At 59.1% G+C, this 26,977-nt stretch carries 26 protein-coding genes; 15 read left to right on the top strand and 11 right to left on the bottom strand.

Annotation, left to right across the window (positions count from 1 at the left end):
• Positions 1–78 precede the first annotated feature (78 nt).
• On the top strand, positions 79–1,200 hold the full coding sequence (locus K4A76_RS01825; protein ID WP_274411429.1) for a hypothetical protein: 1,122 nt from the start codon (positions 79–81) through the stop codon (positions 1,198–1,200).
• A 118-nt stretch (positions 1,201–1,318) separates the two neighbouring features.
• Here K4A76_RS01825 and K4A76_RS01820 read toward each other — a convergent pair whose 3' ends face one another.
• Genes K4A76_RS01820 through K4A76_RS23810 form a run of 5 tightly spaced genes read right to left on the bottom strand, consistent with a single transcriptional unit; the run spans position 1,319 to position 4,395 of the window.
• On the bottom strand, positions 1,319–1,636 hold the full coding sequence (locus tag K4A76_RS01820; RefSeq protein ID WP_274411428.1) for a hypothetical protein: 318 nt from the start codon (positions 1,634–1,636) through the stop codon (positions 1,319–1,321).
• Positions 1,637–1,638: 2 nt separating this feature from the next.
• Complete coding sequence (trbL, locus tag K4A76_RS01815; protein ID WP_274411427.1) at positions 1,639–3,243, bottom strand: P-type conjugative transfer protein TrbL; 1,605 nt, start codon at positions 3,241–3,243, stop codon at positions 1,639–1,641.
• Between the two features lie 2 nt (positions 3,244–3,245).
• Positions 3,246–3,431: a hypothetical protein gene (locus K4A76_RS01810; RefSeq protein WP_274411426.1), complete on the bottom strand. Its 186-nt coding sequence runs from the start codon at positions 3,429–3,431 to the stop codon at positions 3,246–3,248.
• A 2-nt stretch (positions 3,432–3,433) separates the two neighbouring features.
• The gene (gene trbJ / locus K4A76_RS01805) at positions 3,434–4,165 is read right to left on the bottom strand and encodes a P-type conjugative transfer protein TrbJ (protein ID WP_274411425.1); all 732 of its coding nucleotides are present in this window, start codon (positions 4,163–4,165) and stop codon (positions 3,434–3,436) included.
• Positions 4,162–4,395: a TraK family protein gene (locus K4A76_RS23810; protein ID WP_443218409.1), complete on the bottom strand. Its 234-nt coding sequence runs from the start codon at positions 4,393–4,395 to the stop codon at positions 4,162–4,164. The genes trbJ and K4A76_RS23810 overlap by 4 nt, the downstream gene beginning before the upstream one ends.
• Before the next feature lie 161 nt (positions 4,396–4,556).
• On the opposite strand from K4A76_RS23810, the gene K4A76_RS01800 reads away from it, so the two are divergent.
• The 3 genes from K4A76_RS01800 (at position 4,557) to K4A76_RS01790 (ending at position 7,312) form a co-directional block, all read left to right on the top strand.
• The gene (locus K4A76_RS01800) at positions 4,557–5,162 is read left to right on the top strand and encodes a plasmid mobilization protein (RefSeq protein WP_274411424.1); all 606 of its coding nucleotides are present in this window, start codon (positions 4,557–4,559) and stop codon (positions 5,160–5,162) included.
• A 318-nt stretch (positions 5,163–5,480) separates the two neighbouring features.
• Positions 5,481–5,678, top strand: coding sequence for a hypothetical protein (locus K4A76_RS01795; RefSeq protein ID WP_274411423.1), 198 nt, complete (start codon positions 5,481–5,483; stop codon positions 5,676–5,678).
• A gap of 5 nt (positions 5,679–5,683) precedes the next feature.
• On the top strand, positions 5,684–7,312 hold the full coding sequence (locus tag K4A76_RS01790; RefSeq protein WP_274411422.1) for an Eco57I restriction-modification methylase domain-containing protein: 1,629 nt from the start codon (positions 5,684–5,686) through the stop codon (positions 7,310–7,312).
• Here the strand turns inward: K4A76_RS01790 and K4A76_RS01785 are convergent.
• Positions 7,306–8,505 carry a phospholipase D family protein gene (locus K4A76_RS01785; RefSeq protein ID WP_274411421.1) on the bottom strand — a complete coding sequence of 400 codons (1,200 nt, stop codon included), beginning with the start codon at positions 8,503–8,505 and terminating at the stop codon, positions 7,306–7,308. The two genes, K4A76_RS01790 and K4A76_RS01785, sit on opposite strands and share 7 nt — an antisense overlap.
• Before the next feature lie 462 nt (positions 8,506–8,967).
• Between K4A76_RS01785 and K4A76_RS01780 the strand changes: the two genes are divergently transcribed.
• A complete protein-coding gene (locus tag K4A76_RS01780; protein WP_029887892.1) occupies positions 8,968–9,429 on the top strand; it encodes an Lrp/AsnC family transcriptional regulator in 462 nt (153 codons plus the stop codon).
• A gap of 12 nt (positions 9,430–9,441) precedes the next feature.
• Here the strand turns inward: K4A76_RS01780 and K4A76_RS01775 are convergent, their stop codons facing one another.
• A complete protein-coding gene (locus K4A76_RS01775) occupies positions 9,442–9,732 on the bottom strand; it encodes a hypothetical protein (protein WP_033690402.1) in 291 nt (96 codons plus the stop codon).
• Between the two features lie 629 nt (positions 9,733–10,361).
• Between K4A76_RS01775 and K4A76_RS01770 the strand changes: the two genes are divergently transcribed.
• The 9 genes from K4A76_RS01770 (at position 10,362) to K4A76_RS01730 (ending at position 20,649) form a co-directional block, all read left to right on the top strand.
• Complete coding sequence (locus tag K4A76_RS01770; protein ID WP_029887890.1) at positions 10,362–12,044, top strand: flavin monoamine oxidase family protein; 1,683 nt, start codon at positions 10,362–10,364, stop codon at positions 12,042–12,044.
• A gap of 15 nt (positions 12,045–12,059) precedes the next feature.
• Entirely contained in the window at positions 12,060–12,854 is a 795-nt protein-coding gene (locus tag K4A76_RS01765) for a carbon-nitrogen hydrolase family protein (protein WP_054904258.1), read from the top strand.
• 160 nt (positions 12,855–13,014) lie between these two features.
• Positions 13,015–15,315 carry a pyrroloquinoline quinone biosynthesis protein PqqF gene (gene pqqF / locus K4A76_RS01760; protein ID WP_274411420.1) on the top strand — a complete coding sequence of 767 codons (2,301 nt, stop codon included), beginning with the start codon at positions 13,015–13,017 and terminating at the stop codon, positions 15,313–15,315.
• 158 nt (positions 15,316–15,473) lie between these two features.
• Entirely contained in the window at positions 15,474–15,545 is a 72-nt protein-coding gene (gene pqqA, locus K4A76_RS01755) for a pyrroloquinoline quinone precursor peptide PqqA (RefSeq protein WP_003243383.1), read from the top strand.
• A gap of 83 nt (positions 15,546–15,628) precedes the next feature.
• A complete protein-coding gene (gene pqqB / locus K4A76_RS01750; RefSeq protein ID WP_274411419.1) occupies positions 15,629–16,540 on the top strand; it encodes a pyrroloquinoline quinone biosynthesis protein PqqB in 912 nt (303 codons plus the stop codon).
• Positions 16,541–16,700: 160 nt separating this feature from the next.
• Positions 16,701–17,456 carry a pyrroloquinoline-quinone synthase PqqC gene (pqqC, locus tag K4A76_RS01745; protein ID WP_009682812.1) on the top strand — a complete coding sequence of 252 codons (756 nt, stop codon included), beginning with the start codon at positions 16,701–16,703 and terminating at the stop codon, positions 17,454–17,456.
• Positions 17,453–17,728 carry a pyrroloquinoline quinone biosynthesis peptide chaperone PqqD gene (gene pqqD / locus K4A76_RS01740; RefSeq protein WP_009682813.1) on the top strand — a complete coding sequence of 92 codons (276 nt, stop codon included), beginning with the start codon at positions 17,453–17,455 and terminating at the stop codon, positions 17,726–17,728. The genes pqqC and pqqD overlap by 4 nt, the downstream gene beginning before the upstream one ends.
• Positions 17,700–18,860: a pyrroloquinoline quinone biosynthesis protein PqqE gene (gene pqqE, locus K4A76_RS01735; RefSeq protein WP_249414319.1), complete on the top strand. Its 1,161-nt coding sequence runs from the start codon at positions 17,700–17,702 to the stop codon at positions 18,858–18,860. Before pqqD ends, pqqE begins: the two co-directional genes overlap by 29 nt.
• Positions 18,826–20,649, top strand: a complete 1,824-nt coding sequence (locus tag K4A76_RS01730) for an alpha/beta hydrolase family protein (RefSeq protein ID WP_274411418.1) — start codon at positions 18,826–18,828, stop codon at positions 20,647–20,649. The genes pqqE and K4A76_RS01730 overlap by 35 nt, the downstream gene beginning before the upstream one ends.
• Positions 20,650–20,770: 121 nt before the next feature.
• Here the strand turns inward: K4A76_RS01730 and K4A76_RS01725 are convergent, their stop codons facing one another.
• Together K4A76_RS01725 and K4A76_RS01720 are read right to left on the bottom strand one after the other, a co-directional pair.
• Entirely contained in the window at positions 20,771–20,929 is a 159-nt protein-coding gene (locus tag K4A76_RS01725; RefSeq protein WP_009681539.1) for a YqaE/Pmp3 family membrane protein, read from the bottom strand.
• Between the two features lie 148 nt (positions 20,930–21,077).
• Positions 21,078–22,358 (bottom strand): aspartate aminotransferase family protein, encoded by a 1,281-nt coding sequence (locus K4A76_RS01720; RefSeq protein WP_274411417.1) that lies wholly within the window; start codon positions 22,356–22,358, stop codon positions 21,078–21,080.
• Between the two features lie 211 nt (positions 22,359–22,569).
• Here K4A76_RS01720 and K4A76_RS01715 point away from each other — a divergent pair, with 211 nt between their 5' ends.
• Positions 22,570–23,493 carry a LysR family transcriptional regulator gene (locus K4A76_RS01715; protein WP_274411416.1) on the top strand — a complete coding sequence of 308 codons (924 nt, stop codon included), beginning with the start codon at positions 22,570–22,572 and terminating at the stop codon, positions 23,491–23,493.
• Between the two features lie 280 nt (positions 23,494–23,773).
• Here K4A76_RS01715 and K4A76_RS01710 read toward each other — a convergent pair whose 3' ends face one another.
• Together K4A76_RS01710 and K4A76_RS01705 are read right to left on the bottom strand one after the other, a co-directional pair.
• On the bottom strand, positions 23,774–25,552 hold the full coding sequence (locus K4A76_RS01710) for an acyl-CoA dehydrogenase C-terminal domain-containing protein (protein WP_274411415.1): 1,779 nt from the start codon (positions 25,550–25,552) through the stop codon (positions 23,774–23,776).
• 124 nt (positions 25,553–25,676) lie between these two features.
• Entirely contained in the window at positions 25,677–26,960 is a 1,284-nt protein-coding gene (locus K4A76_RS01705) for a GGDEF domain-containing protein (protein ID WP_274411414.1), read from the bottom strand.
• Positions 26,961–26,977: the final 17 nt, after the last annotated feature.

The raw sequence follows: 26,977 nt of genomic DNA, 5'->3' as shown, positions 1-26,977 counted from the left end.
GCACTAGTAATGCGCCCCCAGTTTATCTCTACCTCACCCGTCTTAGGTGAATAGTCTCATAAAGCCAAGGAAGTCGAAATGTCGAATAATTTATTACCCTGGTCACTGGAAAATTGGAGCTCATCCAAAACTACTAATTGGTTTATGATGGAGGAGTACCAGCTATTTGCGCCTAATGCAATTTTGTGTAGCGAAGTTAAAATTGGACCCTATACATTCATCTTCAATAGCATAGCAAAAGACGATATTGCTCAGACGCTCATAACCGCAAGGGTGCGTCTCTTTATAAATAACTCTTCAAAAAAAGAGCAACAAGAAACATTGAGTTTTGATGCCCATGTAGGTGACGAGATCTCTGGTCTTATATCGATAGGATTAGGTATCAAAGTTTTTTGTGCCGGCATTAGCAGAAGATTTAATCCTCCAAACTCTAAATTCGGTGACCCGTACGGAGAACCTTGTTTTTCAGAACAATTCTCACCTCCCGGTCTGCACACTGCAGAACTTTTTCCTATTCTTCCAGACGTCACGGCGGCAATTTGCTCACCGTCAGAGGGCCATCTATCAACCCTGGAAAGCCTTGAATTTGCAACGCCGGATCGCTACAAAGCATTTATACGATCCGCATGTTTGTACAAGGATGCCCTTGACATGGTGGACCATGATCCGAATCTGAGTTGGATTTTAATGGTTTCAGCTCTTGAAACAGCTGCTGTGGTTGAACCCGAGTTTGAAATATCACCCGAACAAGTATTAAAAGATAGCTTTCCATCCTTATATGAAACTCTACAAAACTGCGCCGACCCCACCGTAGTACATAAAGTCGCCCCTATTGTTGCCCCTACCCTTAAAGCCACCTCTAAATTTATTGGCTTTTGTCTTCGCCACTTGCCGGGTGAGCCTTGCAGCAGACCTGATGATATAGATGCTCGTGTCATCTGGAGTTTGGAAAATATAAAAAAAATCCTATCAACTGTTTATGGTCATAGATCAAACTATCTTCATACGGGTCAACGTTTTCCATCATTAATGTCCAAGGCACCAATTAAATTCGAGGAAAAACCTAATATCGAGAAAGAGAAAGACTGGTTAAGTCGAGAATGGAAAGAGAGAGATGTTCCTATCAATTTACACACCTTCAACTATTTGACAAGACATATTCTGCTCAACTGGTGTAGGACTTTTAAGCCGAAAGACTAAATATGAAGCTTGGTTGGGAGAACTCCCCTTATGTGCTATCTATCTATGAAAAACGCTCTCAATTCATAGATTTGCATAGCAGTGCTGGATAGAGAGCCGTGGCAGTGGCAGGTCTCTCTTACTTCTGTGCTTTCTGCTGCTTCTGTGCTTCCTGCGCGGCCTGGATGGCCAGCAACGCCTGCTGATTCAGGGCTGCGCTATTCTTGCTGCCCAGCAAAGGCAGGCGATTTATAGCCTGTGCGCCGGCAAACATGCGATAGGAAGCCGACAAGGCGAGTGGGCTTACTCGAAGCTGCAAGGCCGTGTACTGACGATCCAACCTATCGAGTTGCGGCCCGTAGCCCTTGCTACGCAGCCATCGACCGAGCGCCCACATGCAGATGGCAAACGTCGATACGATTACTACGAATCCAGCGAACATCAGTATGTCCATCATGGTTATTTCTCCGAGGTGTGGTTGTTTGAGGCCATGCCGGGCACATTGAACGAGGCTAGTCGACTTGCAGGGGGGCTTGCGTCCGAGGCTGGACGGATGACGTTAGATTCTGTTTGCGCAGCTTCCGCGATTGTTTCCGCGCCATTGGCTGGAATGATCGAGCTAGCACCGTCAGGAATAGCCGGCGAAGATCCCGCACCAAGAGACAGTGAGTGCGCATTCTCCATACCCGGCACTGCCATCGAGGCCATCACGCCAAGCATCTTTGCGCCACCATTGGCCGATTGCGAAAGCGCGTTACCGGCGCTGACAGATCCCCCTTTTGGTGTCGCTTGCGGGTCTTTTTCGTCGTTGCCCTGCGCAGCCTTCCCTGCCTGTCTGGCGGCCGGCTGTACGCCGCTGCTGGGCTGCGTAGGTGCAGCCGATTGTGTCGAACTAGCAGTGCTGCCACCTAAACGTGAGCCGGTCGAACTCGCAACCTTCGCGGCGACCCCACCGCCGGTACTGGTGCCAATACCTACGGATGACGCTGCGCCGCCGGCAGAGGTGGCCGCCACACCGGCCGAGGTAGCACCGGCAGCGATGCTGGAGTTGAGCGAGCCGGCAAGGCCGCCAGCCGCACCGGCAGCGCCTGCGGTACTCCCGCCCGCACCAATCGCTGCCGCCGCTGGAGCTGCGGCACCTGCTGTTGCAAAGGTTGCAATGGCCGCCGCAGCACCAGCCGCACCGGCCGCCGCCATACCACCGATTGCCGAGCCGCCGCCCATCGACGTGCCACTAATCATCCCACCGATCAATTCGGGAATAGTTTTAGTCAGATAAGCGCATACCAGAGCCAAGCCCGCCAATGTCATCAATGACGCTTCGTCGTTGGTATATGCTGCTAACCACGACTTCGCGGAAGTGACGATAATTCCTACGATCAAGGTTAGGACGAACAGCTTAGCGCCAACTGCAATAACGAATCGGAGCGGAGCGATAGCAAAATCGCGTGTCCACTGCGAACCACCAAAACCATAGAACAGCACGGAGGCGTTGATGATGACATACGACTCTACAAGCGTCACAAACATGAATGCCGCGATGAATGCGAAACACAATAAAACTAAACAGCCAACAATCGCAATGAGGATCGCTTTACCCGGAGAGAAAACAGAGATTCCCTCTACGATAGTGCGTGAGAAATCGACAGCCACTGCAAACATATCACCCGGCTGAATCGCTCGACCCAAACCGCTGGCCGTTCCCGCCGCTTCCCGGAAGCTATTAACTGCTGCTGTCGCCCAAGGAACGGAATGCTCAATAATGGCGTAGAAAAAGCCGACTGCCATGAAGAAACGGATTAGTTCACCAACAATCTCGCCTAGGTCAGCTTGTTTCATGACTAGAGGCATGAACGTCCACACTAGCTGGATTAGTGCAAGGGAGCCCAGTAATTTGAGTGCATAGCCCTGGAGACGTGGTGACCATTCACTTGCGGCGTCATATAGCATCCGCAAAAGACCATTCATTTCATTGCCCTGGGTTATATCTCCTGCTGCGGCAGCAGTGCCGACCGAAAACAGTAGCGCCGCACCGATGAACGCGATAAATGCTGAACGTTGCATAGTTAGAAATCCTCAGATGATCCCCAGATGTTTTTCCGGGCTTCGAATTTTTTATCAGCGTCAGTCGGCGTAGGCCGTTCAGCAATCTCGCATATAGTGTTGATGGACACCACGACACCGGACACAAAAGCACCACCAAGAGCAGAAGCGATGCACAACACAGCAATAAAAATCTTAGAAATAAACATGGTTAAAAATCCTCCGAAGGTCCCCAGTTATTTTTCCTGGCCTCGAATTGTTGTTCCGCTGCTTCGCTGACAGCCTTCCGGTCGCCTTGCTGAGCCATGTAGTTGCCCTGCATGTTGATTTGCGTGGCCAGCAAGTCGCGCAGCTTTTGCAGTTGCTGCACGTTCTGCGAGGCAATTTCATTGCCCGCCTGAATCGCCTGCATCCGACCAACGGCTGACTGCGAACGAGCCACCATTCGGTTTAGCTGAGCGTCCTCGGACTCGAAGGTGCTGGTATTGAGGTTCGTCGCTTCCATCGCCGTTTTCACGTTGTCGCGGCCCTGTTGCGACCACTTCTTATAGCGATCCTGCGCCGGGACCTCTGCCGAGTTCGCTGCTTGATTCAGGTAGTACTCGAAGCCGGGAAAAGCCGTGTGGAACTGAGAGTCCATGTTCTGGATTTGGCGGCCCAGAGCCTGCGAGCGGTTATAGATATTGACCGCGTTTTTTAAGTCCGCCGCGATGCTGCCGAACATCGAATCTGGCAAGCCCGTGCCCTGAGTTACCATGTTTTGATACTGCTGAATCTGCGTTTGTAACTGTTCGGCCGTGTTCAGCGCCGTGTTGACCTGCTCCGCATATTCAAACATTTGCTGATAAAATGTAGAACAATTTGCGCAGTAGATAGCGAAAGCGTTCTGCTGCGTGAGAAGAAAAATAGTAGCTACAGCTATTGATCTAAATGCTTGCTTCATTTTTGCCCCCAATGTGAGCCTGTCATGACAAATGACCTTGATTTCTTGCAGTAGCGAGATACGTATCGTGTGAACTGAACATATCCAAAACTAAATCTATCCACATATTCGGCATAAAGATTTTTGAGTGTGTGACCAAGCAGTATTTTCGTTTCCAACTCCTCCCTGATCGAGAAGAATTCGGCGCGCCCAGCTCTTCTCTTGATACGCTTTAGACTATCACTTCGCATCGGCTTTCCTCCTACTAATGCAGTTGGTTTTAGCACGAATGAAAGTCTAAGAAAACACGAAATGACTACACATCTAAAACTAATTAAATCAAACGCAACTATATGCAACTATAGGCAACTCAAGGCAACTCAAGGCAACTTAAGCAATTTATTGAAAGTTAATGCAGATGGTAGATTTTGCGTTTTATATTTCCTTTAATCGCTTACAACAAGACGGCAAGATGTGTGTTGTGGGTCCACAAGCTGCGCTTGCTCCCCCACACCACCTACCCTTATTCGCCTTCGGCTCAACGGATCTTGCTCTGCGAGGCACGCAACCGCTGCCGCGTCTAAGGGTGAAAGTGACAACAGGAGCACAATCAATGACAGACTGCACCAAAGGTAAGGCCACACCTCGGAGGCGCGGAAGGCCGATTGAGGTGTGGGGCACTGAACAAGAAAAAGAGATGATAACTGAACGTGCCAACGATGCTGGCATGTCCCGCTCAGCCTATCTGCGAGCGCTTGGTATGAATATTCGCGTCAGATCAAGAGCAGACCTTGGAGCGATAGAGAAGCTAGCTAAGATAAACGGAGATCTTGGACGTATTTCTGGCATTCTCAAAATTTCGCTAGCCGATAATGGAGCTATACCCCGAAGCTCTTTCAACGATCTCATTGTCGAATTCCGAAGGCTGCAATGCAGCACTACAGAAATTATGGGGCGAATCCTTTACGAGAAGAACCGAACCAATGAAAGATATCAGTCACCGAGAATTTATGATTAATGAGTTTCGCTCGAAACCCGATTACGCTTTCGAGCTCTGCCAGGAAATATTCAAGGTAGGCTCATCAAATGAAAAAGAAGTCGCACTAGATTACTTACTCGAGGCATTTGCATCTTCTAACGATATCTGGGATCTCGACCTATAGCTGCTATTAGCTCTGATGGGATAGCGCCTTACACGACAGACAGCGCTTTCGCAGCAGCCAAGCGCTGCCTCGCACAGGGCATCACCAGCCTCTGTAGGCTATCGACAGCCAAAAACCCTACCCATGTCACATAACATATGTTACATTACATGGAAATTTTTTGGAGCACTAGCATGGCAAAGGGAAGCTCGGGGCGCATCGTCATCGAGGTAGAAGTGGAGCTTAAGAACCGCCTCTATTCGGCACTTTCTGCACAGGGAATGACGCTGAAAGATTGGTTTATAAAGTCTGCTGAAGAGCACATGCTTGAGTTTGGTTCAAACCAATATTCATCGCTACCAGACTCCTTGAAGAGCAAAAACCCAGCATGAATTTCATGGCTAACGAAAGCGCACAGAAACTGCGCGGCGGCTATTACACGCCCGTAAAAATTGCAACATTCATCACCCGTTGGATGAAAGAGTCAAACGCGAAGACGTTTTTAGAACCTAGCTGTGGGGACGGGGCCTTTTTTGCTGCTTTAGCTGATGCTGGCTTTGATGAGTCCATCACAGTTAAGGCTTTCGAGCTCGATCCTATTGAAGCCAAAAAGGCAGCTATCCTTGCAGGCCAAAAGAACATTTCCGCTCGCATCAAAAACACTGACTTTCTGAGAGTTGCTCTTGACGAACTCACGATGAACAATCAGGAATATGATGCAGTTATTGGCAACCCGCCATTCATACGGTACCAATACCTACCATCGGAGTTTCAGGACTTAGCGGAAGCAATTTTTAAGCAGCTAAACTGTAAGTTCACTAAGCACACGAATGCGTGGGTGCCATTTGTAATGGCAGCTATTGCAATGTTAAAGCCCGGTGGCCGCTTAGGGATGGTGATCCCTTCGGAAATTATTCACGTTCTACACGCGCAGTCCCTGCGAACTCTTCTCGGGCATCTTTGCAAGAAAATCGTGATCATTGATCCAGAAGAAATCTGGTTCGAAGGGACATTGCAAGGGGCCGTGATTTTAATGGCCGAAAAAAAATTATCGGAATCTGACTATGGTCACGGCCTAGGTTTAGTTCAAGTTAGAGGTGATCAGTTCCTAACGCAGAGCCCTACGGCCATCTTTAATTCTGTCAACGCAATAAATGGGCGGACGGTAGAGGGGAAGTGGACTAAAGCGTTTCTCAGCAAGTCGTCTCTAGAGCTCCTTGACGCTGCCGAGCAATTCGAGACGGTTCACCGTTTTAAGAGTATTGCAAAGGTCGATGTAGGCATTGTCACCGGGGCCAATAGTTTTTTTCTCGTAAATGACGAAACTGTAAAAGCACACCGACTGAGCAGTTGGTCGCACCCTATGTTTGGCAGAAGCGAGCATTGTCCAGGGGTGATTTACGACGACAGACAACACACCGAAAACAGAAAAAAAGGTTTGCCGTCTAATTTTCTATGGTTCCCCGAAGGAAGCGCAGATAAATACAGCGAGGTGGCCGACTACCTAAAAATTGGTATTGCGCAGGATCTGCATACTCGATACAAAACCCGTATCAGAAAATATTGGTATACCGTGCCGTCCGTTTCAAGCAGCCAAATCGGCATGTTGAAAAGGTCTCATGATGTTCCGAGATTAATCCTGAATTCTGCAGAAGCGTATACTACTGATACGGCTTACCGAATTTCGTCAAAATTTGTAGATGCCCAGGATCTTGTGACGGCATTCCTAAATCCTTTGACCGCACTCTCTGCAGAACTTGAAGGTAGAACCTACGGTGGCGGAGTGCTCGAGCTCGTTCCGTCGGAAATTGAAAAGCTTTTAATACCAATACCTACAAATAGCAATTTGGATATACAGCGGCTAGATACTCTCGTCCGAACTGGAAGCATGACAGACGTGCTAACGAGCCACGGATTAAAAGTTCTTGAACTAGCAGGCTTCACCAAGCATCAAGGGGAGGAGCTCTTTGATGCTTGGGTATCACTGAAGAATCGCAGGCAGCGAAAGGGATCGGAAGATCACTGATCCCTGATATCTATTAGGTAATCAGCCTCATCCCCAACGGTTTCATACAGTCGCAGAACTTTTCCGGTTATATTCTGCTCCTGTATGAAACCATTCAGATCTCGACCCCACCTTAAAATTGTAGTGTAGTTATCTTGTCCTGCTTCACCATCAGGCTTGTGACTGACCTCAAAATTGCGCACACCATAGTTGATCTCATCAATGACCAAACGCATTGGGATGAACGTGTGTTCCTGATCCGCCTTCCTATGCCGCCCCTCTTCTCGCTCCCACTTATAACCGTCAAACAGTTCTCTAAAGTAAGTGGTTTGATCAATAACCTCTCCATCACCCCCCCGAAATTTGGCTTGCACCAAGCGTACGCCGCCTACATGCTTAGTGCCTGGCTTCACTTGCAAAGAGTCTGTGGCAGGTAATTTTTTCTGCCACACGAGAGATTTGGCCACAGTTGCGAGATCAACAGGAGGCAGACCTTCGCCTTCCCCATTGACCTCTGGAGCTTCACCCGTTGTGTCATTTTCACCACGGAGTGCTTTATCTAGCAATGGTGCTCTAGGAGTCGGCACGGATGGGAAGGGGTTCTCTGGGACGTCACTTCCCCGGCGAACAACAATACGTTGTCGCTTCCGTAACTCTCCAATCTCGGCCTGGGTGGGTATTTGATTCCTTCTCACCAGCGCAGCTATCAATTCCGCTGTCAGCTCTTGAATTATATCTTGCGCTGGGGAAGTTATAGGCGAAAGCTGCTGCAAAAAATCACTATAGGCCCCTGCGTCTGCTGGCAGGTCAAAGCTATATTCGGCAGCAACCTCGTAGTTGGAGTACATGCCGCCATCGGTTAGGTTATTAGAACCTACATAAGCGACCGCATTGTCCTCTGCCTCAAAAATGTAACACTTGGGATGGAAAGTTGCTCTCGGTACAGCATTGTGCGCCACATAAACCTGGCACCCCCATCGTAAAAGCTCCTCTAGAACCTCTTTTGTGGTCCCCCCGAGGTCTATTCCAACGATGATGACAACCTCAGCGCCGCTTTCCTTCTGCTCGATAATCGAGTCTCGTAAACGTAAAATTGCCCTAAGCCCCACGAATGCTGAGACCAAGCACAGACGCTTCAACGGACCCGCTTCCAGCAGGTCGCTGATTTCGATGCCCAGCTGTCGCTGAGGCTGCACAACCGTTGAAAATTCCAAGCTAGCTCCCACGACCAAGTCTTACCACTGCTGTTTTCGTCAAGACCTCTCACCGGTACAGCTGAGGTACAGTGGTAGGTTCCTTCCTATTTCGCGAATCTACGCTAAACATCGCTTCGCCCGCTACTGTGCCCTTGCTGTACTTACGCTTACGATGGTAAGGTTTTGCTTAGATATCGGCGTTCATACCGAACTCATAATCCTTTGGTCCACGGTTCGAGTCCGTGTGGGCCCACCAGCTACTGAAAAGCCGCGCGAATGCGCGGCTTTTTCATGCCTGGCAATATGCTTCGGAGCATGCTCTGGCCTCGGCGATATCTGCTTGATGCACAAATCCTGGGGGCGCTACGCACCCCTTTCGCGACACAAGGCCGCTCCTACAGGGGCCGCGTCGGCAGCGGCTGGCCTTGCCCTGATTGGCATTGGCTGGCTAGGCTAGCGGGCCAACCGTAGAGACTCGCCATGTCGGATGCCCGCCTTATCACCCTGGATGAAATCGATCGCCAGCTGATCGCCCTGCTGCAGATCAACGCCCGTGAAAGCGTGGCCAACCTCGCTCGCCAGCTGGGTATCGCCCGTACCACGGTCAACTCGCGCCTGGAGCGGCTGGAGAAGACCAAGGTCATTGCCGGTTATGGCGTGCGCCTTGGGCAAAGTGTGATCGGTGGCGGGCTGCAAGCGTATGTGGGGATCAAGGTGCAACCGCGCTCCGGCAAGGACGTGGTGCGGCGTTTGAGTGCCATGGGGCAAGTGCAGCAGTTGTGCGCGGTAAGCGGCGAATTCGACTACGTGGCTTGGCTGCGCACGGACTCACCCGAGCAACTGGACCAGTTGCTTGACCAGATCGGCAGTGTCGACGGGGTGGAGAAAACCACCACGTCGATCATCCTCAGCAGCAAGGTGGACCGCGGTCAGCCGCTGTGAGGGGGCTGGCGGTCAGGCTTCCTGACCGTCGAGCAGGCCATCAAGGATGGCCGACAGGCTTTCGGCAGAATGCTGCATCGACCACACAATGTCACGGCTGCGCTCGGGGGCGTGGTGTTGCGCGTAGTCAGAGGCAATCTGGTTGAGGCCACGGGCTAGCAGACAGGCGTGGACCAAGGCGTCGGCGGCGTCGATGCCGGGGCGGATGGCGAAGAGCGGCGGGTGGCTGGCTTCGCAGTTGCAGAAGGGCTTTTCGGCGGTGGGTTTGAGTTTTTCGGGTCGGTCAGAGTCCGTCTGTTTCATGATGCAATTCCCAAATTGAGCCTTGAGGAAACTGCCTACCGACTCCTTCTCACGGGAAATAGGTGGCAGCCATGCACGGGGTGAGAACCGGCCAACTTGGAAATCCGGCCAGGCCAAAGCCTGCCCGCGCACGGCTGCCATGACACAAGCCTTGGTGCGAAGTTGAATGATGGGTTCTCACACCCAGTCGCCCTTAGAACGGCGACCCGGTGAAGTTAACCCTGAGACATTTTCCGCGCAGCCAGACCGGGGCTATAGCGGGTGTAGGGTAATTCTTTATCTCAAGTCATGGATGTAGGACGTATCTGATCACCCAGATCGCAAGTGCTACACAGCCCGTTGTAGGAGCGGCCTTGTGTCGCGAAAGGGGGGCGAAGCGCCCCCAGGATTTGTGCATACAGCAGATGTTGCCGGGGCCGCTTTGCGGCCCTTTCGCGACACAAGGCCGCTCCTACAACGGGCAAGTGTTCGTCATAATGTATTTTTTAAAATAGATTTCGACTCAGAAAACGACATTAAGACAACACTCTGCATCTTAATTACGAACCCCGCTGTCCCTAAAATGACCACCAGGCATCTCCTATACTCAGGCTCTGCTCCCCGCGCAGCCCCTCTGGCAAGGTCACTTCATGAACAAGAAAAACCGCCACCCCGCCGACGGCAAGAAGCCGATCACCATCTTTGGCCCGGACTTTCCCTTCGCTTTCGACGACTGGCTTGAACACCCGGCAGGCCTTGGCAGTATCCCGGCTGAACGCCACGGTGAAGAGGTGGCCATCGTAGGTGCGGGCATCGCCGGCCTGGTGGCGGCGTACGAGCTGATGAAGCTGGGCCTCAAGCCGGTGGTCTACGAGGCCTCCAAGCTTGGCGGCCGGCTGCGCTCGCAAGCCTTCAACGGCACCGACGGGATCGTGGCCGAACTCGGCGGCATGCGCTTCCCGGTGTCGTCCACTGCCTTCTACCACTATGTGGACAAGCTAGGCCTGGAAACCAAGCCTTTTCCCAACCCGCTGACCCCGGCGTCGGGCAGTACGGTGATCGACCTGGAGGGCCAGACCTACTACGCCGAGAAGGCCGCCGACCTGCCGCAACTGTTCCATGAAGTGGCCGACGCCTGGGCCGATGCGCTGGAAAGCGGTGCCCAGTTCTCCGACATCCAGCAAGCCATCCGCGACCGAGATGTCACCCGCCTGAAAGAGCTGTGGAACAAGCTGGTACCGCTGTGGGACGACCGCACCTTCTATGACTTCGTCGCCACCTCGCGCTCGTTCGCCAAGCTGAGCTTCCAGCACCGCGAGGTGTTCGGCCAGGTCGGCTTCGGCACGGGCGGGTGGGACTCGGACTTCCCCAACTCGATGCTGGAAATTTTCCGCGTGGTCATGACCAACTGCGACGACCATCAGCACCTGGTAGTCGGCGGCGTTGAGCAGGTGCCACAAGGTATCTGGCGCCATGTACCGGAGCGCTGCGTGCACTGGCCACAGGGCACCAGCCTTAGCGCACTGCACGGCGGCGCGCCGCGTACCGGTGTAAAACGTATCGCCCGCGCAGCCGACGGGCGCCTGGCGGTTACCGACAACTGGGGTGACACCCGCCACTACAGTGCCGTGCTCACCACCTGCCAGACCTGGCTGCTGACCACGCAGATCGACTGCGAGGAATCGCTGTTCTCGCAAAAAATGTGGATGGCCCTGGACCGGACCCGCTACATGCAGTCCTCGAAGACCTTCGTCATGGTCGACCGGCCGTTCTGGAAGGACAAAGACCCGCAAACCGGCCGCGACCTGATGAGCATGACCCTTACCGACCGCCTCACCCGCGGCACATACCTGTTCGATAACGGTGACCACAAACCGGGGGTGATCTGCCTGTCCTACGCGTGGATGAGCGATGCGTTGAAGATGCTGCCGCACCCGGTGGAAAAGCGCGTACAACTGGCCCTGGATGCGCTGAAGAAGATCTACCCGAAAACCGACATTGCCGGGCACATCATCGGCGACCCGATCACCGTGTCCTGGGAAGCCGACCCGTACTTCCTCGGCGCCTTCAAGGGTGCATTGCCGGGCCACTACCGCTACAACCAGCGCATGTACGCGCACTTCATGCAGCAGGACATGCCCGCCGAACAGCGCGGCATGTTCATCGCCGGGGACGACGTGTCGTGGACACCTGCCTGGGTCGAGGGCGCGGTGCAGACTTCACTGAATGCGGTGTGGGGTATCATGAACCACTTCGGTGGCCGTACCCACCCCGACAACCCAGGCCCTGGCGACGTGTTCGACGAAATCGGCCCGATCGCCCTGGCCGACTGACACGCAGGAGGCAACATGCGCATTGCTCTGTTCCAGGGCCATCCCCAGCCGCTGGATGTACCCGGCAACCTGCAACGGCTGCGCCAGCAGGCGCAGCTGGCAGTTGAACGTGGCGCGCAGTTGCTGGTGTGCCCGGAAATGTTCCTCAGCGGCTACAACATTGGCCTGGCTCAGGTGGAGCACCTGGCCGAGGCGGCCGATGGTCCGGCAGCCATGGCGGTGGTGGAAATCGCCCAGGCGTACCGCATCGCCATTGTCTACGGCTACCCGGAGCGCGGCGAGGACGGGGCGATCTACAACAGCGTGCAATTGATCGACGCCCATGGGCGCAGCCTGGGCAACTACCGCAAGACCCACTTGTTCGGCGAACTGGACCGTTCGATGTTCAGCCCCGGCCCCGATCACTTCCCGGTGGTACAGCTGGAGGGGTGGAAGGTCGGCCTGCTGATCTGCTACGACATCGAGTTCCCGGAGAACGCCCGGCGCCTGGCACTGGACGGCGCCGAGCTGATTCTGGTGCCAACGGCGAACATGGCGCCCTACGATTTCACCTGCCAGGTGACCGTGCGGGCGCGGGCGCAGGAGAACCAGTGTTATCTGGTGTATGCCAACTACTGCGGGGCAGAAGGGCAGATCCAGTATTGCGGGCAAAGCAGCATCATCGGCCCGGACGGCAGCCTGCTGGCGATGGCCGGGCACGATGAATGCCTGTTGCTGGCCGAACTTGAGCATGAGCGGGTGGTGCAGGGGCGCGCAGCCTTCCCCTACCTGAGCGATCTGCGCCAGGAGCTGCACTTGCGTCAAGGCTGACGGGGGCCGCTTTGCGGCCCATTCGCAGGCAAGCCGGCTCCCACATCGACCGCGTGAACTTCAAGCCCTGTGCAGTACCTGTGGGAGCGGGCTCGCCCGCGAAGGGGCCGGGCCTGGGAACAAATGGTTTAGCATGGAAACCGAGCAACCGGAGCCCCCCATGCCTGACGCCACCCGCCACCTGACCCTCGCCAACGGCCTGCAGCTGACCCTGCGCCACGCCCCGCGCCTGAAGCGCTCGGCGGCCGCACTGCGGGTGCACGCGGGCAGCCACGATGCCCCCGCCAAATGGCCCGGCCTGGCGCACTTTCTCGAACACCTGTTCTTCCTCGGTACCTCCCGCTTTGCGCTGAACGATGGCTTGATGCGCTACGTGCAAACCCTCGGCGGCCAAGTCAACGCCAGCACCCGCGAACGTACTACCGACTTTTTCTTCGAAGTGCCACCCAGTGCTTTGGCCGGCGGCCTTGAGCGCCTGTGCCAGATGCTTGCCGAACCCGACCTGGGCAGCGAGCGCCAGCGCCGCGAACGCGAGGTGATTCACGCCGAGTTCATCGCCTGGGCCCGCAACCCGCAGGCCCAGCAGCAGTTCGCCTTGCTGCAAGCGGCCGCGCCTGGCCATCCGCTGGGCGCATTCCATGCCGGCAACCGTTACACCCTGGCCCTGCAGGATCCGCGCTTCCAGCAAGCGCTCGGCGGTTTTCACCGGCGCTTCTACCAAGGCGGGCAGATCACCTTGAGCCTGTGCGGCCCACAACCGCTGGATGAGCTGGAGCGAATCGGCCGCCAACATGCCGGGCTATTCGCTGCGGGGCAGCCTGTGGCTCAGGCGCAGCCACCCTGCCTGTCGGCAGCGGCCGACCCGCTGGTGTTCACGCACCAGCAGCTCCCAAGTGGCGCCGAGCAGGCGCTGGAACTGCTGACCACCGGCCTTGAAGACAGCCGCCCCGGGACCTGGCTGGGCACCCTGCGTGAGCGTGGCTGGCTGCACAGTTTCAAAGCTGAAACACTGTATGCATTCGCCGGTCAGTTGCTGTGGCACCTCGACCTCAAGCTCAGTGCCAACGCCTGCCCGGACGAAGCCCGCGACCTGCTGCACGGCTGGTTCAGTTTCATGCGCCAAGCCGACCGCCGTTCGCTGAACCAGCAGTTCGGTGCGTTGCAGCGCAGCCGCGCGCACAGCGCAAGCGCACTGGAGCTGGCCCGCCGGGACAGCGCAGGCCGGCCGTTCGCCCAACTGGATGCCCAAGGCCTGCACGCGCTGGATGCGCTGCTTGATGATTTGCCCTGCGCCGAGTGCGGCCATTGGCAATTGCCGCCAGCCGACCCGATGCTCAGTGCCGAACGGCCCAATGCCAACCCGCAGCCGCTGCCGGCGGCGCTGACCATCAGTGGCCAGCTCCCGGCCTCGCGCCAGTACGCGGCGCTGTACCTGCGCTGGCAGGTGCCTTCGCCCTTGCGCCAGCCGCTGAAACGGGTGCTCGAACAGGCCCTGGCGCCGTTGCAAGAACGTTGTGAACGCGCCTCGGTGCAACTGCAATTCACCAGTGCCGGCGCTTACTGGCAGCTGCGCTGCGCCGGGCTGCCAGCGGCGGTGCTGCGCACAACGCAACAGGCCTTGGGGTTGCTGCGCGAACCGCCTGCCAGCTGCTGGCAAGCCAGCGCCGCGCAGCCCCCGGCATTGATACCCATCCGCCTGTTGCTGCAGCAACTGCCGGATGCGGTAGCCGGTGGCCTGCCTGAAACAACGACGGATTGCTCGGTGGGGCAGCAGCACCTCGCAAGCCTGTGGCAGCAATCGCAGTGGCAAGGCTTGGCCACGGGCTTCGACGCCAGGGCGCTGGGCGCACTGGGTGTTGCCTTGCAGCAGTGCCCCGGCCAAGGTGCGCGGCCTACGCCAGCACCCAGCTGGGCCAGCAAGCGCTGGTACCACGTTAGCGCCCCCGGCAGTGAACATGCCCTGTTGCTGTTTTGCCCACTGCCTGCGGCAGACGAAGCCTGCGGCCGCCTGCTCGCCCAATTACTGCAAGGGCCGGTGTACCAAAGGCTGCGGGTGGAACTGCAACTGGGCTACGCGGTATTCAGTGCCTTTCGCCAGATCGAGGGCGTGGGTGGCCTGTTGTTCGGTGTGCAGTCTCCGCACACTGGCCAGGTTCAGGTCCTTGACCACCTGACGGCCCTGCTGCGCCAGGGCGTTACCCTTGACGCCGGGGTTCGCCAGGCCTTGGCCGACCAATTTGCCGAGCCGGCCATGGCCAACGCGGAGGTCACCGAGTGGGCATGGCAGACACACCTGGCTACACAACCAGGCCAGCTCGATGGCCTGCGCAGGTCTATCCTGAACACGCGGCAGACGGATCTGGACCAGTTGCTCAGCAACCTGCTCGATACGCGGGCTGTCTGGCTTTGCCTGGCCAACGCTGCCGCGCCAGACACTTCCTGGCACGGCGAAAGCCCATGATTGTTACGCAAAGTGCAATGGCACTTTTCGAATAATTAACCTTTCAGTACAAATTTTTCTTGTAAGATAGCGCAATCCCAGTTCTGGGAACCTCCTGCGCATGGCGGTACCCAAGTAGTAGCTGAGCAAACCAAAACCCATCCGGAAGGAGTAACTCCATGTGGACCAAACCTGCTTACACTGATCTGCGTATCGGCTTCGAAGTCACCATGTACTTCGCTAACCGCTAAGCCCGGCTTACGGTTCCACGCCTCGGCCTGCCGGGGCGTTTTCGTTTTCAAGATACGGATTTCGCACAGCATAGAGAGTGGCCATGTATATCCAGGTTCTCGGCTCCGCCGCCGGTGGCGGGTTCCCGCAGTGGAACTGCAATTGCGTCAACTGCAAGGGTTACCGTGACGGCACCCTGCGCGCAACGGCGCGCACCCAGTCGTCCATCGCCCTGTCCGACGACGGCGTGCACTGGGTACTGTGCAATGCCTCGCCCGACATTCGCGCGCAGCTGCAAGCCTTTGCGCCCATGCAGCCAGCCCGGGCCCTGCGCGATACCGGCATCAACGCCATCGTGCTGCTGGACAGCCAGATCGACCACACCACCGGGCTGCTCAGCCTGCGCGAAGGCTGCCCGCACCAGGTGTGGTGCACCGACATGGTCCACCAGGACCTGACCACCGGCTTCCCCCTGTTCAACATGCTCAGCCACTGGAACGGTGGGCTGCAGTGGAACCGCATCGAGCTCGAAGGCAGCTTTGTGATCGACGCCTGCCCCAACCTGCGCTTCACGCCCTTCCCGCTGCGCAGCGCCGCACCGCCCTACTCGCCGCACCGCTTCGACCCCCACCCGGGCGACAACCTTGGCTTGCTGGTCGAAGATACCCGTACCGGCGGCAAGCTGTTCTACGCCCCTGGCCTGGGCCAGGTCGATGAAAAGCTGCTGACGATGATGCACGGCGCCGACTGCCTGCTGGTCGACGGCACCTTGTGGGAAGACGATGAAATGCAGCGCCGTGGCGTTGGTACCCGCACCGGGCGCGAGATGGGCCACCTGGCGCAGAACGGCCCCGGCGGCATGCTGGAAGTGCTCGATGGCTTCCCGCGCCAGCGCAAAGTGCTTATCCACATCAACAACACCAACCCGATACTTGATGAAGCATCGCCCGAACGCGCCGAAGTACTGCGCCGGGGCGTGGAAGTGGCCTTCGATGGCATGAGTATCGAGTTGTAAATACAGACGGCCAGACGACACTGAACCCCTGTGGGAGCGGGCATGCCCGCGAAGCAGCCAATACAGTTCATGGCATCGGCTTGGCCGGTGTTCGCGGGCATGCCCGCACCCACAGGGGTGAGTTGCCAGGCCAGTCAAGCGTTTTACAGGAGCCAGCCGAATGAGCGATGCACTGCCGATGTCCCCTGCCGAGTTCGAGCAGGCCCTGCGCGCCAAGGGCGCCTTTTACCATATCCATCACCCCTATCATGTGGCGATGTACCAGGGCCGGGCCAGCCGCGAGCAGATCCAGGGCTGGGTCGCGAACCGCTTCTACTATCAGGTCAACATCCCCATGAAGGATGCCGCGATCCTGGCCAACTGCCCCGACCGCGAAGTACGCCGCGAGTGGATACAGCGCCTGCTCGACCACGACGGTGCCCCAGGCGAAGACGGCGGTATCGAGGCCTGGCTGCGCCTGGGCCAGGCGGTGGGGCTGGACCCCGACCAGTTGCGCTCGCAAGAGCTGGTACTGCCCGGCGTGCGCTTTGCCGTAGACGCCTACGTCAACTTCGCCCGCCGCGCCAGCTGGCAGGAAGCGGCCAGCAGTTCGCTGACCGAACTGTTCGCCCCGCAAATCCACCAGTCGCGCCTGGACAGCTGGCCGCAACACTACCCGTGGATCGACCCGGCCGGCTACGAGTACTTCCGTACCCGCCTGGGCCAGGCCCGGCGTGACGTGGAGCACGGCCTGGCCATTACCCTGCAGCATTACACCACCCGCGCGGGCCAGGAGCGTATGCTGGAAATACTGCAGTTCAAGCTGGATATCCTCTGGAGCATGCTCGACGCCATGAGCATGGCCTACGAGCTGAACCGCCCGCCCTATCACTCCGTCACCCAGGACCGGGTGTGGCACAAGGGGATCACCCTATGAGTTTCGACCGTAACCAAGTACCGAACTGGCGCCCCGGCTACCGCTTCCAGTACGAACCGGCGCAGAAAGGCCATGTGCTGCTCTACCCTGAAGGCATGATCAAGCTAAATGACAGCGCCAGCCTGATCGGTGGGCTGATCGATGGCCAGCGCGATGTTGCAGCGATCATCAACGAACTCGAACAGCAATTCCCCGGCGTGCCCCAGGTAGCCGAGGACATCGAGCAGTTCATGGAGGTAGCCCGTGCCGAACACTGGATCGTCCTCGCCTGAGTTGCCGCCCACGCCCGCTGTGGGCTTGCCGCTGTGGCTGCTGGCCGAGCTGACCTACCGTTGCCCGCTGCAGTGCCCGTACTGCTCCAACCCGCTGGACTTTGCCGCCCAGGGCCAGGAGCTGAGCACCGAACAATGGTTCAAGGTCATGGCCGAGGCACGCCAGATGGGCGCCGCGCAAATCGGCTTTTCCGGGGGTGAGCCGCTGGTGCGCCAGGACCTGGCCGAGCTGATTGGCGAGGCCCGCCGGCTGGGTTACTACACCAACCTGATCACCTCCGGCATTGGCCTGAACGAGGCGCGCATCGCCGAATTCAAGGAGGCCGGCCTGGATCATATCCAAATCAGCTTCCAGGCCAGCGACGAGCAGGTCAACAACCTGCTGGCCGGCTCGAAGAAGGCCTTTGCGCAAAAGCTGGAAATGGCCCGCGCAGTGAAGGCCCACGGCTACCCGATGGTGCTCAACTTCGTCACCCACCGGCACAACATCGACAAGATCGACCGCATCATCGAGCTGTGCATCGCGCTGGAAGCTGACTTCGTCGAGCTTGCCACCTGCCAGTTCTATGGCTGGGCACACCTCAACCGCCTTGGCCTGCTGCCAACGCGCGCGCAATTGGAGCGTGCCGAGCGCATCACCAACGAGTACCGCGCAAAACTCAAGGCCGAAGGCAACCCGTGCAAGCTGATCTTCGTCACCCCGGACTACTACGAAGAGCGCCCCAAGGCCTGCATGAATGGCTGGGGCAACCTGTTCCTCACCATCACACCTGACGGTACTGCACTGCCCTGCCATGGGGCCCGCCAGCTGCCGGTGCAGTTCCCTAATGTGCGTGAGCACGACCTGCACCACATCTGGTACGAGTCGTTCGGCTTCAACCGCTTCCGTGGCTACGAGTGGATGCGCGAACCGTGCCGCTCCTGCGACGAAAAGGAAAAGGACTTCGGCGGCTGCCGCTGCCAGGCCTTCATGCTGACCGGCGACGCCCGCAACGCCGACCCGGTGTGCGCCAAGTCGGCCGACCACGGCATCATTCTCAAGGCCCGCGAGGAGGCCGAAAGCGCCCAGCTCGCCATTGAACAGATGACCTTCCGCAATGAACGTAACTCCCGTGTCATCGCCCGCGGCTGAATTCAGCGCGGCCCAGGCCGTGGCAGCCGGCACCGACTTTGCCGAACTCAAGGTCAGTGCCGACGGGCTGTTCTGGCTGGAATTCCGCCCAGCCGATGGGGCTTGCCGCATCTGGCACTGGTTGTACTGCCAGGCCCGCTGCCTGACCCCGGATGGCTTCAGCGTGCGCAGCCGGGTCTACGAGTATGGCGGTGGCAGTTTCTGCTTGGGCGGCGACGGGTTGGTGTTCGTCAACGAGCAGGACCAGCAGGTCTATACCCAACCGCTGGACGACCTGGAACCGCGGGCCCTGACGCAGAATGCCAACTGCCGTTATGGCGATGTGCAATGGCACGACGGCCAGGTACTGGCGGTTGAAGAACGCCACGCCGACCAGGTCGAACATCGCCTGGTCGCGCTGCGCGACGGCGGCTGCGAAGTGCTTGCCGAAGGCGCCGACTTCTATGCTGCACCGACGGTGAGTGGCGACGGCCAGCGCCTGGCGTGGATCGAATGGGACCGCCCGGCACAGCCATGGACCGTGACCCGGTTGATGTGCCGTACGCGCGATGCCAGTGGCCACTGGTTGCCCGCGCAGTGCGTGGCGGCTGCCGAGGAATCGCTGCAGCAGCCGCGTTTCGATGGCGAAGGCCGGCTGTACTGCCTGTCCGACCGCAATGGGTTCTGGCAACCCTGGGGCGAAGTCGATGGCCAGTGGCAGGCGATGCCTGCCGAGCAGGCAGACCACGCAGCGGCCCCCTGGCAGCTGGGCACCTGCACCTGGTTGCCATTGGGCCCACACAGCTACCTGGCCAGCTGGTTCGAAAACGGCTTCGGCCAACTGGGGGTGCGCGGGGCCGATGGCCGCACCGAGCGCTTCGCCAGTGCCTACACCCGCTTTCGCAACCTGGCCATCGACGGCGACCACCTCTATGCCATCGCCGCCTCGCCCATCAGCCCGCCGGCGGTGATTGCCATCGACCGCAGCAACCACGAGGTTCGCGTGCTGGCCGGTGGGGCCGAAGTGCTGCCAGCCGACCACGTCAGCCTGCCACAGGCGTTCCACTACGCCAGTGATGGTGAGCAGGCGCATGGCTTCTTCTACCCGGCGGCCCGTTCGCAGGGGGCCGCACCGCTGGTGGTGTTCATCCACGGCGGCCCGACATCGGCCTGCTACCCGGTGCTCGACCCGCGCATCCAGTACTGGACCCAGCGCGGCTTTGCCGTGGCCGACCTGAACTACCGGGGCAGCACCGGCTATGGCCGGGCGTACCGCCAGGCACTGCACCTGCGCTGGGGTGAGAGCGATGTGGCCGACGCCTGTGCAGCGGTCCGGCACCTGGCAGCACAGGGCCTGGTCGACCCACGCAAGGCGTTCATCCGCGGTGGCAGCGCGGGGGGCTATACCACGCTCTGCGCCTTGGCGTTCCATGACGTGTTCCGTGCCGGTGCCAGCCTGTACGGGGTCAGCGACCCGATAGCGCTAGGGCGTGCCACGCACAAGTTCGAGGGTGATTACCTGGACTGGCTGATTGGCGACCCCGCCCTGGATGCCGAGCGCTACCGCCAACGCACGCCGCTGCTGCATGCAGGGCAGATCAGGGTGCCGGTAATCTTCTTCCAGGGCGAGCTGGATGCGGTGGTGGTGCCAGAGCAGACCCGGTCGATGCTGGCGGCGTTGCAGGCTAACGGGATCGAGGCGCAAGGGCACTTCTACGCGGGCGAACGGCATGGGTTCCGCAAGGCGCAGAACCTGGCGCATGCGCTGGAAGAAGAGTGGAAGTTCTATTGCCGGGTGTTTGAAGGCTGAGCCTTGGGGGCTGCTTTGCAGCCCAATCGCCGGCAAGCCAGCTCCCACAGGTACAGCGAAGGCTATGAACACTGCACCAACCTGTGGGAGCCCGGCTTGCCGGTAATGAAGCCTGGGCAGGCTAACGCTTGGCGATGATGTACACCGCATGCACGATCCCTGGAATGTACCCCAGCAGGGTCAGCAGAATGTTCAGCCAGAACGCCCCGCCAAACCCAACCTGCAGAAACACCCCGAGCGGCGGCAAGATAATGGCGATGATGATGCGGATAAAGTCCATGCGAGTCTCTCCTGAAGGGGTTACAACACAGACTAGCCGCTGGTCCTGGAGGTTCCACAGGCAAAAAAAACGCCCCGGGCCGAATGTAACAGGCCAGGGGCGATGCGCAGGAACGCCAGACGGTTCGTAGAATTGGTTAACGTGCCACTTACGCCGACACTTCGCGGCGCGCATGCTGCTGCGCATGCAAGCGGGCAAAGGCGCGTGCCAGGCGCAGCAGCATTTCGTCGATATTGCCCTTGCTCACGGTCAGCGCCGGAGAGAAACGCACCACATCCGCTTGTGGGGCGTTGAGCAGCAAGCCTTCGTGCAGGGCGGCAGCCACCAGTTCGCGCGCCTGGTTTTCCTTCAGCTGCAGCGCCCACAGCAGCCCTTGCCCGCGTACTTCGCCCTGGCCATAACGCCCAGCCAGGCGGCTCAGGCCGTCGCGCAGGTGGCGGCCGTGGTCCTGCACCTGGCCGAAGAAGCCGGGTTCCAGTACGGTGTCCAGCACGGCCAGGCCCGCAGCGCACATCAGCGCATTGCCGTGGTGGCTGCCCTCCAGCTCGCCCGGTTCGGCGCAGCACGCCGTACCGCGGGCCAGCAACGCGGCCAATGGCACACCACCGCCCAGGCCTTTACCCAGGGTGATGATGTCGGCACGCACGCCATAGGTCTCTTCGGCCAGCAACGCCCCGCAGCGCCCGATGCCGGTCTGTACCTCATCGAGGATCAGCAGGATGCCCAGCTCACGACAAAGGCTTTCCACGCCCTTGAGGTATTCGCGGGTCGCCAGAATCACCCCAGCCTCGCCCTGCACCGGCTCCAGCATGATGGCCACAGTGCGCGAATCCACTTCGGCGTGCAGCGCCGCCAGGTCATTGAACGGCACCTTGCTGAACCCGGGCAGGCCCGGTTCACAGCGGTTGCAGGGCAATGGGTCGGACGCCGACAGCGCGCCCAGGCTGCGGCCATGGCAGGCCTGGCTGGCGGTGATGATGTGATAGGCGCCATTGCGGTGGAGTTGGCCCCACTTGCGCGCCAGCTTGATCGCCCCTTCACAGGCTTCGGCACCGCTGTTGAGCAGGTAGGCCTGGTCGCTACCGGTGCTCTGGCACAGGCGGTTGGCCAGCGCCAGCAGGCCACGGCTATGAAACCCCGCGCCTGGGTTGATCAGCGCCTGGGCCTGGCTGCCCAACGCCTTGACCAGCACGCTGGGGCTATGGCCCAGGCTATTCACTGCGCCGCCCTGGGTGAAGTCCAGGTAGGCATGCCCGGCATCGTCCCACAACCAGGAGCCCTGCCCGCGCACGAACACCTGCGCAGGCCGTTCGGTCCCGGGCATCAGGCAGTCACGCGACAACTCGGCAGCAGGTGGCACACGCACCGGCACAGGCTTGGGCTCGGCCGCGGCGGTCGGGGCCGAGCGGCGCAGGTTGAACAGGTTCATCGGGGCTCCAGCCAATGCACGGTAAGGGGCGAGCACAGGGCGGTCTTGGCGCCGCCGCTCATTATTTTGTCTTGCCTATCAAAAGTGTTTCTCATCCACGGTAACAATCGACTGATTCAGCGCTGTAACCCGTTGGAATACGGCGATAGACTAGGCGCCAAGAGGGGTTACGGCCATTTCGATTTTCCAGCATTTTTGATAAGCATTACTTATGTATTTTCGCCAACTGCGTTATTTCGTCGCGGTGTACGAAGAGGGCCACGTCGGCCGCGCCGCCGAGCGCCTGTCGCTTTCACAGCCAGCGCTTTCACAACAGATCCGCCAACTGGAACACAGCCTGGACCTGAGCCTGTTCGAGCGCAGCAACAAGCGCCTGCTGCCGACCCTGGCGGCCCATACCCTGTACAACCATGCCCTGCCGCTGCTCGATGGCCTGCAGCGCGCCCACGAGGCCATGCGCAACTTCCAGGGCCAGTCTTTGCGCACCTTGGCCATCGGTGTGCTGCAAACGGTACGCCCCAGCCTGGTGCCGCAATTGCTCGAACGGCTGCGCAAGGCCCAACCCCACCTGGTGGTGCAGATCTACGAGTTATCGGGGCTGGAGATCGAGCGGCGCCTGCTCAGCGGTAACCTGGACATCGGCATCAGCTACCTGCCGCCACGCCAGCCCGGCCTGCATGGCCTGTTGCTGTACGAGGACGAGCTGCAATTGGTGATACCCGCCACCCACCCACTGAAGGATTTCAAGAAGGTGTCCATCCGCCAGGCGGCCGAGTTGCCCATGCTGATGCTGGGCGAGGAGTTTCAGATCCGCCAGATCTGGCAGGCCCAGTTAGCCAGCCAGGGGCGGCGGCCGCAGGTGCAGGCCGAGATGAACAACATGGCGGGTATTCTCGACAGCCTGGCGCACACCGCGCTGGCAACCATTCTGCCAGGCCGGGCCAAAGACGCCGCCGAGGACGACCCAGGGCTGTTGTGGAAGCCGCTGAGCGAGCCGCGTGTACCGTTGAAGGTGGGGCTGGTGTTCCGCGATGCCCAGCGCCAGCAGGCATCGGTCGAACTGCTGCGTACGCTGCTGGAAGAAGAGACGGACGCGCGACAGCTGGGCGCATCACCGCTGGATGTGCTGGCCTGATAAAACACGCGCGCAAAGAAAACCCCGCCGAAGCGGGGTTTTCCAGACTGTTTCCCTGTGACATCCGTATCGCCCCGCCATCCTGGCAGGTGGTCCTTCGTCGCCATCCTTGATCTGTCCTTTGCGCTTCCTGCGCAACGTCCATGTGGTAAAGACTAACCGTGGATCCAATCTGAGAACAGTGGTGAAAAGTCACCACGTTGTGTAGGAAAAGGCTTACACAAGAGAGGCATTCGCAGATACGCGAAGCACAGGGGCCGCTGTGCGGCCCCTGAATCAGCTAGAACTGCTCGGCATCCAGCAGGTAAAGCGACTCACTGCCCGCCTTCACCGAGGCCACCAGCGAGTCCACCCGTGGCAGCAAGCGCGCGAAGTAGAACCGCGCCGTGCCCAGCTTGCCCGAATAGAACGCCTCGTCGCCCTCACCCGCCTTCGCCGCCCGCGCCATCAATGCCCACATGTAGCCATAGGCGACATAACCGAAGGCATGCAGGTACTCGACCGATGCTGCGCCAATTTCATTCGGGTTGCCCTTGGCCTGCTGCAGTACCCATTCAGTCAGCCCATCCAGCTGGCCGAGCGCAGCACCCAGTGGGCGGGTGAACTCATCCAGCTCGCTACCCGCACTGGCCATGAACTGGCGAATTTCGTCGGAGAACAGCGTGTAGTAGGCGCCGCCGCTGGCCACCACCTTGCGGCCCATCAGGTCGAGGGCCTGAATGCCGTTGGTGCCCTCGTAGATCTGGGTGATGCGCACATCACGCACCAGTTGCTCCTGGCCCCATTCACGGATGTAGCCATGCCCGCCGAAGACTTGTTGGCCGTGCACCGCGCACTCCAGGCCCAGGTCGGTCAGGAAGGCCTTGGCCACCGGCGTAAGCAATGCCACCAGCTCTTCGCTGCGTTTGCGCACGCCAGGGTCTTCGCTGTACTTGGCACTGTCTAACTGCATGGCCACATAGGTGGAAAACGCGCGGCCACCCTCGATGAGTGCCTTCATGGTCAACAGCATGCGCCGCACATCCGGGTGGACGATGATCGGGTCGGCGGCTTTGTCCTTGGCTTGTGGGCCGGTGGGGGCACGGCTTTGCAAACGGTCGCGCGCGTACTCCACGGCATTCTGGTAGGAACGCTCGGCCGTCGCCAGCCCCTGTATACCCACCCCCAGGCGCTCGTAGTTCATCATGGTGAACATGGCTGCCAGGCCTTTGTTCGGCTCACCGACGATATAGCCCACAGCCTCGTCGAAGTTCATGACGCAGGTAGCCGACGCCTGAATGCCCATCTTGTGCTCGATGGAGCCACAGGTGGCCGGGTTGCGCGCACCGAGGCTGCCATCCTCGTTCACCATGAACTTGGGCACCAGGAACAGCGAGATGCCCTTCGGCCCAGCCGGCGCATCCGGCAACTTGGCCAGCACCAGGTGGATGATGTTCTCGGTCAGGTCGTGCTCGCCGCCGGTGATGAAGATCTTGGTGCCGCTGACCTTGTAGCTGCCGTCCGCCTGTGGCTCGGCCTTGGTGCGGATGATGCCGAGGTCGGTACCCGCATGCGGTTCGGTCAGGCACATGGAGCCAGCCCATACACCGGCGTACATGTTGGGCAGGTACTTTTCCTTCAGCGCCTCGCTGGCGTGGGCGTTGATCGACAAGCAGGCGCCGGCGGTCAGCATCGGGTACAGGCCAAAGGCCAGGCTCGAGGCATTGACCATTTCCTCGACCTGCGCCGAAATGGCCTTGGGCATACCCATGCCGCCAAACAGCGGGTCGCCACCCACGCCCACCCAGCCACCTGCGGCGTAGGTGTTGTAGGCCTCGATGAAGCCGGCCGGTGTGCGCACCGCGCCATTGTCCCAGTGGCAGCCCTCTTCATCGGCCGCGCGGCTGAGCGGTGCGATGGTCTTGGCGGTCACCTTGCCAGCCTCCTCCAGTACGGCCATGGCCGTATCGGCATCGACGACTTCGGCCAGCCCGGGCAACTGCGCCCACTGCTCAGCCACGTTGAACACTTCATTCAGTACGAAGCGCATGTCGCGCACGGGCGCTTTATAGTCAGCCATGACAACCTCTCGCAAGTGGGGGCTGGGCGGTCTCGGGGTACCGCGACACTGGGGTTGATGCCAGTGTAACCGAACAACATTTACGAGACATAGGGTCATCAATAGACCGCTTAGTCTATTTTGGTCACGCAGTACGTACAGCCCCACGCCGCGATTGCTGGCCATGCACCACCACACAATTGCGCCCTGCGCCTTTGGCGTTGTAGAGCGCCTGGTCGGCCGACTTGAGCACCGCTTCGGGGTTGCGGTGATCAGCCTGGCGCTCGGCAACGCCAATGCTGATGGTGACCGAGACCGTGCCGCCGCTACTGCCGGCGCGGCGTTGGCGCCCGGTGGTATCGTCTTGCGGGCGGCTGTGCTTGTCGCGCAGGTGCATCACATAGTTGGCGATCACCTCGCGCACCGCTTCCACATGGGGCACGCACTCCTCGGCGGTCTTGCCGGCGAACACCAGGGCGAACTCCTCCCCTCCATAGCGGTAGGCACGCCCACCGCCGGTGACCTTGGCCAAACGGCTGGCCACCAGGCGCAGGACCTGATCGCCGACATCGTGACCGTGGGTGTCGTTGAATTTCTTGAAGTGGTCAACGTCGGTCATGGCGATGACATAGTTGCGACCCAGCCGCTGCATGCGCTCGTTCAACGCACGCCGGCCGGGCAAACCGGTCAGCTCGTCGCGGAAGGCCATCTGGTAGGCCTCGTGCGCAACCGCTGCGGCGATCATCAACATCACCTGGCTGCACATGATGTTCAGCGTGAACGGCAGGATGAACGTTTGCGGCAGCATCCAGAAAATGCCCAGCAGGCCGATGATCTGGGCCGCGTGCAACGGCCTCGGCGCGCGCAGGTACTGCACCACCAGCAGGATGAACACCCCCGCGAACAGCGGGTAGGCCAACTGGATCAGGCTCATCCACTGGCCATGCAAGGTCGGCCAGCGAATCTCCGCCAGCCAGGTCAGCAGCGCCTTGGGGTAGCTTTGCTCAAGGGCCACTGCCACGCTGCCCACGGCAAACAGCACGGCGCCACGGGCCACCAGGTCCTGCAGCAGGTGGGTGCGCTCCTGCCAGGCACCATACAGGCCGAACAATGCCGGCAACAGCAGGCATACCAGGTGGAAGACCACCGCTGCATCCTCGCGCACACGGCCGTGGTCGCGGTAGAAGTCGGTCTGGGTGTCGAGAAGAAAGTAGGCGATGTATACCGTAAGCATCAGAAACAGCTCACGTTGCCGACGATACACCGCGCAGTAAGCGCCACCCAGCAGCAGCACCAAGGTGGGCAGAACATTGAACAGCGATGTGAAAAACACACTGAGGTCTCTCACATAAGCTGCGGCGAGCCCTGCCAACAGCAGCAGCAGCGAGGGCAGGAAGTGGCTGGCACGTACAGCGTTAAAACGAAACAAGGGTAATCTCCGACCCG

Source organism: Pseudomonas sp. NEEL19, assembly GCF_028751975.1.
Taxonomy (GTDB): domain Bacteria; phylum Pseudomonadota; class Gammaproteobacteria; order Pseudomonadales; family Pseudomonadaceae; genus Aquipseudomonas; species Aquipseudomonas juntendi.
Note: the sequence above shows the minus strand (reverse complement) of the source record. Positions and strands in the feature narration are given on the sequence as shown.